The following is a 13,783-nucleotide window of genomic DNA, read 5'->3' on the forward strand; positions in this document are numbered from 1 at the left end:
GCCTCATCTTGCCGCCGCCCGGGTGAGGACACAGTGTGCAAAACGCCCATCCGCTTGCGAACGTGTCGATCTACGGCTCCCTGTTGACTCTGATGATCGCTACCGTCTGGACCATGCCCCGCAGTTACCTCCGCTTCCCCCACCTGCACGCGGACACTCTCGTCTTCGTCGCCGAGAACGACGTCTGGACTGCGCCGGTGTCCGGTGGGAGGGCCTACCGGCTCACCGCCGACGACGTGCCGGTCGATCATCCGCGCCTGTCGCCCGACGGCACGCGGGTTGCGTGGACGTCCTGGCGGGAAGGGGCGCCCGAGGTCTTCGTCAGCGACGTCGACGGTGGCGGCGCGCGGAGGCTGTCCTACTGGGCCGACCCACGGGCGCACGTGGTCGGGTGGACGCCCGACGGAGATGTGCTCGCCGTGAGCACGGTGGGGCAGGCGTCCCGGCGGGGTTGGGCCTACGCGATCCCGCCGAGCGGCGGCACGCCGCGCCGGCTCGACCTCGGACCGGTCTCCGACGTCGCACTGGCCGCGGACGGCAGCCCGATCGTGGTCGTCACCAGCGTCATGTCGCGGGACATGGCCTGGTGGAAGCGGTACCGGGGTGGCACGGCCGGCAAGCTGTGGTGGGACGCGACCGGGTCCGGGCAGTTCGTGCGGCTCGCGGCCGATCTCGACGGGCAGATGGCGGCCCCGATGCTCGTCGGCTCCGGCGACGGGAGGCGCATCGCCTTCATCTGCGACCACGAGGGCTGGGGCAACATCTACTCGCTCGGCGCGGACGGTTCCGGGCTGCGGCGCCACACCGACCACGGCGGCCCAGACGCGCCGCCGTTCTATGTGCGGCACGCGAGCACCGACGGCGAGCGGATCGTGTTCGAGTCGGCGGGCGAGCTCTGGATCCTCGACTCGCTCGACGGTTCCGCCGAGCCCCGGCGCCTCGACGTGCGACTCGGTGGCCCGCGCACGGCCCGCGAACCGTTCCGCGTCCGCACCGCCGACGAGCTCACGTGGGCCGCGCCCGACCGCACCGGTCGCACGAGCATCGCGCTGGTGCGTGGCACCGTCCACCGGCTCACCCACCGCGACGGGCCTGCCCGCACGCTCCTCGCGGAGCCGGGTGCCCGGGCCCGGCTGGCGCGGCCGCTGGGCGATGACCGCGTGGTGTGGGTGGACGACGTCGAAGGGGAGGACGCCGTCTGCGTCGCGCCGCTCGACGAGCGGGCAGACGGGGTGGCACCGCTGCGCCGTCACGGGGTCGGCGAGGTCGGTCGCGTGCTGGAGCTGGCCGCGGCCCCCGACGGATCCAAGCTGGCTCTCGCCGCGCACGACGGGCGGCTCCTGGTGCTGGAGCTCGCCGGCGACCGCGAAGGTGAGCTGCGTGAGCTTGCGCGAGGAGCCGACGGGGAGATCAGCGATCTGTGCTGGTCGCCCGACAGCGCCTGGCTGGCCTATCGCGACCCGGTCGAGTCCGGCCTGACGCGGATCATGATGGCCCGGCTCGCCGACGACACGCTCGTGGCCGTCACAGAGCCGCGGTTCGTGGACATGGACCCGACGTTCACCTCTGACGGCAAGTACCTGGCGTTCCTGTCGCGCCGCAGCTTCGACCCGATCTACGACGAACACTCCTTCGACCTGACGTTCCCGGCGTCGTGGCGTCCGTTCCTGGTTCCGCTGGCTGCACGTACGCCATCTCCGTTCGGGGCGAGCCCCGACGGGCGTCCGGTCTCGCCGGGGGAGGAGGGGCCCTCGGACCTACCCGCGCCGGCGGCTACCGACCCGTCGGCCGAGCCGGACGCCGCCGAGGGCAAGGCCAAGCCGGAGAAGAAGAAGGACGACACCCCGCCCGAGGTGGTGGTGGACGTCGAGGGGCTGGCCGACCGAGTGGTGCCCGTGCCCGTCGTCGCGGCGCGGTACAGCGGGATGCGAGCAGGGAAGGACTGCCTGCTCTGGTACCGGGTCCCCGTCTCCGGCGTGCTCGGCGACACCCGTGCGGGCACCGACGAGAAGGCCGAACGGCCGGTGCTCGAGCGCTACGACCTGGTGCGCCGCAAGCTCGACGTGATCGCCGACCCGGTCAGCGGCTTCGCCGTGAGCGGCGACGGCACGCGGCTCGTCGTCCGGGACGGTGGCACGCTGCGTGTGCTGCGCACCGACCGCCCGAACTCCTCGGCGCCCGGCGATGGCGATGGCGACGAGTTCGAGATCGACACCCGCCGGATCGTCGTCACGGTCGACCCCACGGCGGAGTGGCGGCAGATGTTCGACGAGGCCGGCAGGCTGATGCGTGACCACTTCTGGGCGCCGGACATGGCGGGCGTGGACTGGGCCGAGGAGATGGCCCGGTACCGGCCGCTCGTCGACGCCGTGGGCAGCCACGACGACCTCGTCGACCTGCTGTGGGAGCTGCAGGGCGAGCTCGGCACGTCGCACGCCTACGTGTCGGGACGCGGGGCGGGCGACCACTCGGGGCAGCCGGGGCTGCTCGGCGCCGACCTCGAGCCCACCGACGACGGGTGGCGCGTGATGCGTGTGCTGCCCCCGGAGACGTCGGCCCCCGCTGCCAGGAGCCCGCTCTCCGGACCGGGTGTCGACGTCCGCCCGGGCGACGTGATCCTCGAAGTCGGCGGCAAGGCGGTCGACCCTGCATACGGACCTGCGCCGCTGCTCGTGTCGAGGGCCGACGAGCTGGTGGAGCTCACCGTCCGCTCCGGGCCGGACCGCGATGACGCGGGCACGGTGCGCCGGGTCGTGGTCAAGCCGCTGTCGTCCGAGGCATCGCTGCGCTACCAGGACTGGGTGGCAGGCCGCCGGGCGTTCGTGGCCGACCGGTCCGAGGGCAGGCTCGGCTACCTGCACGTGCCCGACATGATGGCGCCGGGCTGGGCGCAGCTGCACCGCGACCTGAGCCGCGAGACCAGCCGGGAGGGCCTGATCCTCGACGTCCGCGGCAACAGCGGCGGGCACACGTCGCAGCTGGTGGTGGAGAAGCTGGCGCGCAAGGTGATCGGCTGGGACCTGCCGCGGCACCGCCAGCCCACGACCTACCCCGAGGACGCCCCGCGCGGCCCCGTCATCGCCCTGGCCGACGAGCTGTCCGGCTCGGACGGCGACATCGTCACCGCGGCGATCAAGCGGCTCGGCATCGGCCCGGTTGTCGGCGTGCGTACCTGGGGTGGCGTGATCGGCATCGACGGACGCTACGGGCTGGTCGACGGCACGCGCGTGACGCAGCCGCGGTACGCGTTCTGGTTCGACGACACGAACTGGAACGTCGAGAACCACGGCGTCGACCCCGACGTGGAGGTGGTGATCGCGCCGCAGGACTGGGTGGCCGGGCGTGATCCCCAGCTGGAGAAGGCCGTCGACATGGCGCTGGAGGCACTGGCCCAGCAGCCCGCGGTGCGTCCGCCCGACGTGGCCACACGGCCGAGCCGCCGCCGCCCGGAGCTGCCGCCCCGCCCCTGACGGCCCACCTCGTACGAACGGCACTCCCGCCCGATAGGCCCGGACCGGAGTGCCGCTCGTGCCGATGCGTGAACGCGCATGTGGGGGACCGATCGGGTGAGGTCGGCCCCTCGCCGCTCACATTCGGGCTGGTCATCACGAGTGTGTGCTGGTGGGAGGGGTGCACCCGTGACGGCACGGCGGTCGACGGCGCTGCTTGCGCTGGCTCTCGTGCTGATCGCGGCGTGCACAGCGCCTCCCCCGCGCGTCCCGATGCAACGTGGCCACAGCCCGATCACGGGCGAACTGCGTGGCTCGGAGTTACCCACCGAACTGTCGCCGCTGATCGTCTCGACGTTCGAGCCGACGATCCCGTTCGCCGCCTCGAACGGGAAGTTCATCGCCACCTACGAGCTGAGCCTGCGCAACATGACGCCGCTGATGCTCACGCCCACCCGGGTCGAGGTGCGCAGTCCGGCGGGTGTGGTGCTCTACACGCTCGACGCGGCCCAGATCCCGCCCGCTCTCGCCCTGCCCGGTGCGCGGTCGGGCGTCACCGGGATCGGCGGCGGCCAGGTCGCGATGCTCTTCATGACGCTGGAGTTCGCCACGCGTGCCGAGATCCCCGACCGGCTCGAGAACCGGGTGACGGTGACGGCGCCCGGGTTGCCGCCGGAGGGTGTGACGTCGAAGTCGGTGGCGGTGACGGTGAGCGACGCGACGGTGCCGGTGCTGGGGCCGCCGCTCGTCCCCGGGTCCGGCTACATCGCGGCCGACAGCTGCTGCGACTCGGTGCGCCATCGCCGGGCCGGGCTGTCGGTCGACAACGGGCTCTGGTTCGCCCAGCGTTTCGCGGTGGACTGGGAGCAGCTCGACGCGCGCGGCCGGACCGTCACCGGGGACGACCCGGATGACCCCGCCGACTACACGATCTACGGGAAGCAGGCGATCGCCGCCACGGACGGCACCGTCGTCAAGGTCATCGACGGTCTTCCCGACCAGGAGCCGGGAGAGCTACCGGCGGGCATCAGACTCGATCAGGCCGACGGCAACAGCGTGATCGTGGCGATCGATGACGGCCTCTACATGCTCTACGCGCACATGCAGGCGGGCTCGCTGCACGTCGCGGAGGGGCAGCGGATCGGGCGGGGCGACCCGATCGGCCTGGTCGGCAACAGCGGCAACAGCTCGGCACCCCACTTGCACTTCCACGTGATGGACGGGGCGTCGCCGGTGGAGTCGGAGGGCGTCCCCTACGTCATCGACTCCTTCACCGTCACCGGGCAGATCGCCTCGACCCAGGCTCTCGACCAGCTGGAGAACACCACCCAGCCCCTTCCGGTGCAGCCCACGCCCAGCGACGGCGCACACCGCGACCAGTACCCGCTGGACCGGCTGGTCGTCACCTTCCCGTAGGAGCGCGCTGAACAACTCGGCCCTACTGCGCGGCGCCCAGGCGGCGCCCTCGCGGCGTTGTCGTCGGGCCCGATACAACAGCGGTATCGGCCCCCCTCCTCCGCCTTGCGATCGCCCGGGTGCGGGTGTCCCGCAAGGACACTGCACCTGGATCACCGCTCGCTACGGGCGGAGTTGTTCAGCACCCTCCCAGGGCGCGGATCCCGACCCCGGGCCGGCGTGCCCGGTCCCGGGCGTAGCCTGGAAGCCGAGGCCCCACCGGGCGCCAGTCCCGGGTAGGGGTCTGTCTGTGCTGCCCAGCTCCTGCCATGCGAGGGGTATCTCGAACCGTGGCCATGCTCTCCGGTCTGCTTCATTCCACTCTTTCCGACCCCGATCTGCGCGCCGTCCTCGACGCGGCGCGCAACGTGCGACCCGTGGTGGGCGAGATGCCCGCGCTGCGGATCGAAGGACCGTCCGCGCTTCGTCCGATCCTCGCCGCCGCATTCGGCTCACCAGTGGACGACGGCGGTGCCGGGCGCACGGTTCTGGCCGTCACCGCCACCGACCGGGAGGCCGAGGATCTCGGCGCCGCTGCCGCCGACCTGCTCGGGCCGGACGACGTGGCCGTCCTCCCGTCGTGGGAGACGCTGCCGCACGAGCGGCTCTCCCCGCGCCCCGACACCGTCGGACGGCGGTTGTCGCTCTTCCGCAGGCTGGCCCGTCCCGAGACCGCGCCGCGCGTGCTGGTCACCGCCGCGCGCAGCCTCATCCAGCCGATCGCGCCGGGCCTGGGCCGGCTCGACCCCGTCCAGCTGCGGGTGGGGGACACCGCCGACTTCGACGCGCTGCTCGTCCGGCTCGTGGAGCTGGCCTACACCCGCGTCGAGATGGTCACCGCCCGCGGCGAGTTCGCGGTGCGCGGCGGCATCATCGACGTCTTCCCGCCCACGGCCGAGCACCCCGTCCGGGTCGAGTTCTGGGGCGATGAGGTGAGCGAGCTGCGCTACTTCGCCGTCGCCGACCAGCGCTCGGTCGCTCCCGTCGAGGAGCTGGTGGCGCCGGGCTGCCGGGAGCTGCTGCTCACCGAGCCGGTGCGCGCCCGAGCCGCGGAGCTCGCCCGCACCCACGAGAACAACCCACCGCTGCGCGAGCTGCTGGAGCACCTGGCCGAGGGCATCCCGTCGGAGGGCATGGAGTCGCTCGTCCCGGCGCTGGTCGGCGGCGAGCTGGAGCTGCTCACCGACCTGCTGCCCGGGGGGTCGCCGGTGCTGCTCGCCGACCCCGAGCGGATCCGTACCCGCAGTGCCGACCTCGTCCGTACAGGGCAGGAGTTCCTCGAGGCGAGCTGGTTCGCGGCTGGCACGGGCGGAGCCGCGCCGATCGACGTCGGAGCGTCTGCCTACCGCGACCTGGACGACGTGCTCGACCACGCCGCTGCCACCGGACGGCCGGTGCTCACGCTGAGCCCGCTGCTGAGCGGGCGCGAGGACGCCCTCGCCCCGGCCGTGCACGAGGTGGAGTCCTACCGCGGCGACACGGACCGGGCGCTGGTCGACCTGCGCGCGCACGTCACCGCCGGTGGCACCGCTGTGCTCGTCGTCGGTGGCCAGGGCACCGCGCAGCGTTCGCTGGAGCAGCTGCGCGAGGCGGACGTGCCTGCCACGCTCGTGGACCGGCTGACGGAGCCGCCCGAGAAGGGCCTGGTCACGGTCACCTGCGGGCGGCTGACGGAGGGCTTCACGGCCACCGCCAGCGCGCTCGTCGTGCTGACCGAGGCCGACCTCACGGGTAACCGGGCGGCGGGCACCGAGCCGCGCAAGCTCGCGTCGAAGCGCCGCAACGCCGTCGACCTGGTGACGCTGCAGCCCGGCGACTACGTCGTGCACTCACAGCACGGCATCGGCAAGTTCGTCGAGATGCGCGAGCGCACGGTCAGCGGGGCCACCCGCGAGTACCTGGTGCTGGAGTACGCGTCGTCCAAGCGGGGTCAGCCCGCCGACCGGCTCTTCGTCCCCACCGACGCGCTCGACGAGATCAGCCGCTACGTCGGTGGTGAAGTGCCCACGCTCAACAAGCTCGGCGGTGGCGACTGGGCCAAGACGAAGGGCCGCGCCCGTAAGGCCGTCCGTCAGATCGCCGCACAGCTGGTGCAGCTCTACGCCGCGCGCCAGTCCTCGCCCGGCCACGCGTTCGCCAAGGACACCCCGTGGCAGCGCGAGCTCGAGGACGCCTTCCCGTTCACCGAGACGCCCGACCAGCTCGCCGCGATCGAGGAGGTCAAGCAGGACATGGAGCGCCCGGTCCCGATGGACCGTGTGATCTCCGGTGACGTGGGCTTCGGCAAGACCGAGATCGCGGTGCGCGCGGCGTTCAAGGCCGTGCAGGACGGCAAGCAGGTGGCGGTGCTCGTGCCCACCACGCTGCTTGCCACCCAGCACCTGCAGACGTTCTCCGACCGGATGCGCGCCTTCCCCGTCACCGTGAAGGGACTCTCCCGCTTCACCGACGCCGCCGAGGCCAAGCAGACCGTGGAGGGCCTCGCCGAGGGCACCGTCGACATCGTGGTCGGCACCCACCGGCTGCTGCAGACCGGCGTCCGGTGGAAGGACCTCGGCCTCGTGATCGTCGACGAGGAGCAGCGCTTCGGCGTGGAGCACAAGGAGCACATCACCGCGCTCCGCACGCACGTCGACGTCCTCACGCTGAGCGCGACGCCGATCCCCCGGACGCTGGAGATGAGCCTCGCGGGCATCCGCGAGATGTCCACGATCGCCACGCCGCCCGAGGACCGTCACCCCACGCTCACCTACGTCGGCGCCTACGACGAGAAGCAGGTCGCGGCCTCGGTCCGGCGTGAGCTGCTGCGCGACGGCCAGGTGTTCTACGTGCACAACCGCGTGTCGACGATCGACCGCGCGGCGCGGAGGATCCGCGAGCTCGTGCCTGAGGCGCGGGTGGCGATCGCGCACGGCCAGATGAACGAGGACCTGCTGGAACGCACGGTCAACGGGTTCTGGCACAACGAGTTCGACGTTCTCGTCTGCACGACGATCGTGGAGAACGGCCTGGACATCTCCAACGCCAACACGCTGATCGTCGAGCGGTCCGACACGCTGGGTCTCTCGCAGCTGCACCAGCTGCGTGGCCGGGTGGGCCGCGGGCGCGAACGCGGGTACGCGTATTTCCTGTTCCCGCCCGAGCACCCGCTCACCGAGACCGCCCACGACCGGCTCGCGACGATCGCCCAGCACTCGGAGCTCGGCGCGGGCGCTGCCGTGGCGATGAAGGACCTCGAGATCCGCGGCGCGGGCAACATCCTGGGCGCGGAGCAGAGCGGCCACATCGCGGGTGTCGGGTTCGATCTCTACATCCGGCTCGTCGGCGAGGCCGTGGCCGCCTTCCGGCAGGCAGCAGGCGCGGGCGACGGCGAGGAGGAGGAGCAGCTCGCGGAGGTGCGGGTCGACCTCCCGATCGACGCGCACGTCCCCCACGACTACGTCACGGGGGAGCGGCTGCGGCTGGAGGTCTACCGCAAGATCGCCGAAGCGGGCGACGCCGCCGCTCTGGAGGCCATCGTCGACGAGCTCACCGACCGCTACGGCGAGCCGCCCGTGCCGGTGCGCAACCTGCTCGCCGTCGCCGCGTTCCGCCAGACCTGCCGCACGCTCGGCGTCGCCGAGGTGGCGGTGGGGGGCAACGGCATCCGGATCGGCCCCGTCGACCTTCCCGACTCGGCCCAGCTGCGGCTCAAGCGACTGCACCCGAAGGCCACGTACCGGGCTGCCACGCGGGCCGTGGTCGTGCCGCGGCCGATGGAGAGCGGCCGGATCGGCGGTACCCCGCTGCGCGACGCCGAGCTGCTGGACTGGTGCACCACTCTGCTGCGCGATGTGCTGGCCCCGACCAGAGTGCCCGCGCCGGTCTGAGCCGGGACTCGTACCTGACCGGGTGTTGCACGGTCGGGTACGAGTCGGGCCGGATTCGTAACACTGTCCGGGTCCAGGGAGAGGTTCCAGCAGAAGCTCACCCGGGATCGGCCTGGGGCGGGCCTGACCCCCGGAGCGTTGCGTTGTCCGTTCCCCACCTCGCGACCCAGCCGTCACAGCGGGCGCCGTACGTGCCCGTGCCCGCCACCTACGGGCAGCGGGTCGGTGGTTTCCTCATCGACGTCGGCATTCCGATGGGTCTGCTCTTCACCGTGCTGATCGCCGCGCTGATCCCCCGCGACCGCACCCTGGCGCTGGTCGTCTACGCGATCTCGGCGGTGGTGGCGGTCGTCTTCGTGCTGTGGAACAGCGGGTACTGCCAGGGCCGCACGGGGCAGAGCCTCGGCAAGCGTGCGCTCGGGGTGCGGCTCGTCGGCGCGGCGACCGGGAAGCCCGTCGGGTTCCGGCGTGCCGTCGGTCGCCAGATCGCCCACCTGTTCGACGCGATCCCCTTCCTGCTCGGGTACGCGTGGCCGCTGTGGGACGAGCAGAAGCAGACCTTCGCCGACAAGATGTGCCGCACGCTCGTGGTGCAGGCCGACCTCTGACCGTGACGTACCTGTCGGCGACGTCCCCCGCGTAACGCACGGGCGCCGGTGGACGGGTGAGACGGCCGTGAAAGAGTGTGGCGGTGCGCATGCAGGTAGGGCGCGTCGCAGCGGCCGTAGCGGTCCTGGGCGCGGTGATCGGTGGGTGCGGCGGTCCTGATCAGGCGGGATCGGCGGTGATCATCGGCGCCGACGCGGTGCCACTCACGCGCGTCCAGTCGCAGCTCGACGTGGCGCTGAGCAAGACCGACCAGATCGCCCGGATCACGGCCCAGGGCGGCACCACCGCCGACCTGTCCCGCAGCATCGTCACCCGCGAGGTGATGCACGACCTGCTCCAGCGGCGGGCCGCCGCGGACAGGATCGTCGTCACCGACGCCCAGATCGACGCCGAGCTCGCCGGCAGCGGTGGAGTCGACGCGATCGTCGACGGCTCGCTCTACGACCACGCGACACTCCGCCAGCGGGTGCGCGACGACCTCATCGCAGCGGAGCTCGCGAAGCGCTCGGTGGCCGGGCTCGCGGTCACGGTCGACCTGGTGGCGGCCACGTCCCGCGCCGACGCCGAGGCGAAGGCGCAGACGTTGCAGCACGGAGGCCCCGCGGCCGACGCGCTGTTCGCCGATCCCCGGGTTGCCGAGCGGGGCACCACCGTGCAGGCCGCCACCAACCCGAACGAGGCGGGCAGCGTGCTGTTCGGCGTCCCCGTGGGCGGGGTGGTCGCCTTCCAGCCCAGCCCGCAGGAAAGCACCTGGATCGTGTTCAAGGTCACCGACCGGAGCACCAACGCCCCGTCCGACCCTGCCGCGGTCAACAACATGAGCCAGGCGCAGCTCACCACCATCGGCGAGCGGCTGCTCCAGCCGGACGCCGAGAAGCTGGGCGTCCGCGTGAACCCGCGGTACGGGGTCTGGGACCCGATCCAGCTCCGTGTCGTCGCCGAGGGGCAGCAGACGGGCATGGTGCTGCCACCGGTGGCCGCGCCCGCCCCCGCTCCCGGCACCGCCACAGTGGGCTGAGCGGTGGCGTCGCGCACCGTCGTCGTCCTCTCCATTCGCGCGCCGCACGCCGTGCCCGCAGCCGCGTTGCCCGCACTGCGCGACGCAGCGCTCGTCGTCGCTGATCGGACGGTCCCGGACGAGGTGGTCGCCGCCGCAGGAGCGTCCCGCGGCGAGGACGTCCCGGACGGTGGGGTCCTGCTCACCACCGATCAGGAGCACCCCACGATCCCGTCGGCCGACACCGTGGTCAGGGCACCGGAACCGCCCGGTGCCGCGCTGCTCGACGCCGTGGCCGTGATGGATCGGCTGCGCTCGCCCGGCGGCTGCCCGTGGGACGCCGAACAGACCCACGCCTCCCTGCTGCAGTACCTCGTCGAGGAGTGCTACGAGCTCTACGAGGCGATCGAGGACCACGACCGCGACGCGATGCGCGAGGAGCTCGGCGACGTCCTCCTGCAGGTGCTGTTCCACGCCCGGATCGCCGCCGAGTCCGACCCCACCGAGGTGGGCGCGCCGTTCGACATCGACGACGTGGCCACCGACCTCGTGGCGAAGCTCGTCGGGCGGCATCCGCACGTGTTCGCCGGCACCGAGCAGATCGACTCGGCCCAGCGCCAGGAGCACCGCTGGGAGGAGCTCAAGCGCGCGGAGAAGCAGCGGGAGTCCAGTGTGGACGGAGTGCCCCTCGGGCAGCCCGCTGCCGCGCTCGCGGCGAAGCTGACCAGCCGCACCGCCCGTGCCGGGCTGCCCCCCGAGCTGCTGCCCGCCGGCCGGGGTGTGGGGGAGCAGCTGTTCGCGGCCGCTGCCTCGGCGAAGCTCGCCGGCATCGATCCCGAGGCCGAGCTGCGTGCGGCGGCCCGGCGGTTCGTCGATCACGTCCGCACCGCCGAGCGCAACGCGGCGGCCGACGGCGAAGATCCGCACGCCCTCGACGCGGCGGCGTGGCGGCGCCACTGGCCGCGTCAGGGAAGCTGATCGCGGATTCGCCGAGAATCGTCATGATCAGCGAGTGCTCCGTGTGGCTAACCTGATCGAGTGGCCGTGCGGAAAGCTCCCCGTGCTCCCCGTCGGCGCAGCGCCGCGGTCGTCATCGCGTTCGTTCTGGCCGGTGTCGGGCTCGTCGCGGTGGTACTGAGCGGGATCGCGGCGATCGACGACGACGGGCAGGCCGCCCGGCGTGGCGACGGACTCCGGCCTGCAGACGTCGGCCAGGGCACGCCGGTGCCGCAGCCCCCGGCCCTCGCGGCCGGTCTCGACCTCGTGGCCTGGTCGGCGCACACGGCGGCGCGTAGCGGTGTCCCCGCCCGTGCGCTGCGCGCTTACGCGGCGGCCGAGATGGAGCAGCGGGCCAAGACGCCGGCCTGCCGGCTCTCCTGGACCACGCTCGCGGCGATCGGTCGTGTGGAGTCCGACCACGGCCAGCTCGGCCGCGCCAACCTCGACCCCGACGGCATGTCCACGCCCGCGATCGTCGGGGTGCCGCTCGACGGATCCCAGGGTGTGCGGGAGATCCGCGACACCGACGGCGGCCGTCTCGACGGTGACACCACCTACGACCGCGCGGTCGGCCCGATGCAGTTCCTGCCCACCACCTGGGACCGCTACGGCGCCGACGGCAACGGCGACGGCGTGCGCGACCCCTTCCAGATCGACGACGCCGCCGCGGGCGCAGCCGCCTACCTCTGCGCCGGCGGGCGCGACACCGCGAGCGGCGCGGGCTGGTGGGCCGGGGTGATGACCTACAACCGGTCGGTCTCCTACGCGCGGCTGGTGTGGGCCGCGGCCGACCGGTACGCGGGAGCGGTCGCGCCTTGAGCACTGCCTGACCTGCACGAACGGCACGTCGGTCCGCCAGGTCTGTGCGCGCGCCGCTCGTCCACCCGGTGAATGCGTCGCGGCCTACGGCACCTGCCGGCGGTCCCCTCGTTCCTGGTCGGGCATGCGCTGCCTGCCGATCGGCGGGGCGGGCATGGACAACCGCTTCGCCTCATAGCGGGCCAGGTTGTACCGACCGGTGGTGCTGGGGAGCGTCGGCGGCTTCTCCGTGCTGTCGAACCGGAAGACGGATGTCAGGTCGCCGACCGTCTTGCGCCGCCACACGCTGATGTTCGTCTCGACGACTCCGGTGAGCCGTTCGAGCAGCAGCAGCTGCGAGGTGTGGTCGAACGTCTCCGAGCTGACCCAGCCACCCACGGTCCACGGGGAGACGACCACCGCGGGTACCCGGAAACCGAGCCCGACCGGAAGGTTGCCGCCGTCCACGCCCGTCACCGACGTCTTGGTCACGTACTCGTCCGGCGTGCCGTGAGGCGGGGTGGGCGGCACGACGTGATCGAACATCCCGTCGTTCTCGTCGTAGGACAGGATGAACACGGTCTTCGCCCACACCTCGGGATTGGCCGCGATCGCATCGATCTTGGCGGCCACGAAGGTGGCGCCGGCCGCGGGCAGGTGTGCCGGGTGCTCGTCGAAGTCCGACGGCGGCAGGATCCAGCTCACGGTGGGCAGCTTGTCGTGCATCGCGTCGTACTCGAACTGGCCGACCGGGGTAGGGGCCATCGCGTGCTCGTAGAGGTCGGAGCCCTTCTTGGCCTCGTAGTACTGCTTGATGTGCTGGATCGACGGCAGACCCGTGGTCGAGCCGGGATCGTGATAGATCCGCCACGACACCCCGGCCTTGGTGAGCCGCTCGGGGTAGGTCGTGAACGAGTACGCCGCGTTGGGGGCGGAGGTCGTGAGGGACGGCCCCCCGGCCTTGCCGTTCGGGTCGATGGTGCCCGCCATCCACATGTGCCGGTTCGGTCCTGTGGGTCCCAGCACGGAGCAGTGGTACCCGTCGAGAACGGTGAACGCCTCGGCCAGGGCGTACTGGAAGGGAATGTCCTCGCGGGTGTAGTAGCCCATGGTGAACGCGCCCGTGGTGTCCCCGTCGGAGGCCCGGTGCGCCGGCAACCAGTTGTCGTTCTTGCCGCCGTTCAGCGCCTGGTGCTGGACGGTCCACTCGTGGCTCATCGAAGGGATCGCCTGCGCGGCCGTGGTACGTGTGTCGAGCCGGTAGGGCATCAGGTAGCCGTCGGTGTTGCCCGGGTCGGGCTGCTCGAAGACCGAGCGACCACCTGCGATCTTCATCGCGTTCGGGTCGCTGAACCCGCGGACTCCCGCGAGCATCCCGAAGTAGTGGTCGAAGCTGCGGTTCTCCTGCATGAGCATCACGACGTGGCGAATGTCGTCGAGTCGTCGGTTCGTGGGCGGCGGCGCGGCGAGCGCCCGCTGGACGTTCGGGGGCAGAACGAGTCCGGCGGCCGCGAGCCCACCGGCCGCCGCTGCCGAGCCGAGCAGCCGACGGCGGGTCATTCGGGTGGGCGCGCCGGAGGAGTCCGGGATCTCACTCATTGCCGTAA

At 72.2% G+C, this 13,783-nt stretch carries 8 protein-coding genes; 7 read left to right on the top strand and 1 reads right to left on the bottom strand.

Going from position 1 to position 13,783, the window contains the following annotated elements; translation table 11 throughout:
* Nucleotides 1-113: 113 nt before the first annotated feature.
* From ACQPZQ_RS04305 to ACQPZQ_RS04335, 7 genes are all read left to right on the top strand, one after another.
* Entirely contained in the window at nt 114-3,470 is a 3,357-nt protein-coding gene (locus ACQPZQ_RS04305) for a S41 family peptidase (RefSeq protein ID WP_433292260.1), read from the top strand.
* 168 nt (nt 3,471-3,638) lie between these two features.
* The gene (locus ACQPZQ_RS04310) at nt 3,639-4,865 is read left to right on the top strand and encodes a M23 family metallopeptidase (protein WP_433292262.1); all 1,227 of its coding nucleotides are present in this window, start codon (nt 3,639-3,641) and stop codon (nt 4,863-4,865) included.
* Between the two features lie 335 nt (nt 4,866-5,200).
* Entirely contained in the window at nt 5,201-8,773 is a 3,573-nt protein-coding gene (mfd, locus tag ACQPZQ_RS04315; RefSeq protein WP_433299000.1) for a transcription-repair coupling factor, read from the top strand.
* 143 nt (nt 8,774-8,916) lie between these two features.
* Entirely contained in the window at nt 8,917-9,381 is a 465-nt protein-coding gene (locus ACQPZQ_RS04320) for an RDD family protein (RefSeq protein WP_433292264.1), read from the top strand.
* Nucleotides 9,382-9,464: 83 nt separating this feature from the next.
* Nucleotides 9,465-10,400 (top strand): hypothetical protein, encoded by a 936-nt coding sequence (locus ACQPZQ_RS04325; RefSeq protein WP_433292266.1) that lies wholly within the window; start codon nt 9,465-9,467, stop codon nt 10,398-10,400.
* Nucleotides 10,401-10,403: 3 nt separating this feature from the next.
* Nucleotides 10,404-11,357, top strand: a complete 954-nt coding sequence (locus tag ACQPZQ_RS04330; RefSeq protein WP_433292268.1) for a MazG family protein — start codon at nt 10,404-10,406, stop codon at nt 11,355-11,357.
* A 60-nt stretch (nt 11,358-11,417) separates the two neighbouring features.
* On the top strand, nt 11,418-12,197 hold the full coding sequence (locus ACQPZQ_RS04335) for a lytic murein transglycosylase (protein ID WP_433292270.1): 780 nt from the start codon (nt 11,418-11,420) through the stop codon (nt 12,195-12,197).
* Nucleotides 12,198-12,281: 84 nt separating this feature from the next.
* Here the strand turns inward: ACQPZQ_RS04335 and ACQPZQ_RS04340 are convergent, their stop codons facing one another.
* Nucleotides 12,282-13,775: an alkaline phosphatase family protein gene (locus tag ACQPZQ_RS04340; RefSeq protein ID WP_433292272.1), complete on the bottom strand. Its 1,494-nt coding sequence runs from the start codon at nt 13,773-13,775 to the stop codon at nt 12,282-12,284.
* Nucleotides 13,776-13,783 lie beyond the last annotated feature (8 nt).

It is taken from the genome of Pseudonocardia sp. CA-142604, assembly GCF_050948475.1.
Taxonomy (GTDB): domain Bacteria; phylum Actinomycetota; class Actinomycetes; order Mycobacteriales; family Pseudonocardiaceae; genus Pseudonocardia; species Pseudonocardia alaniniphila.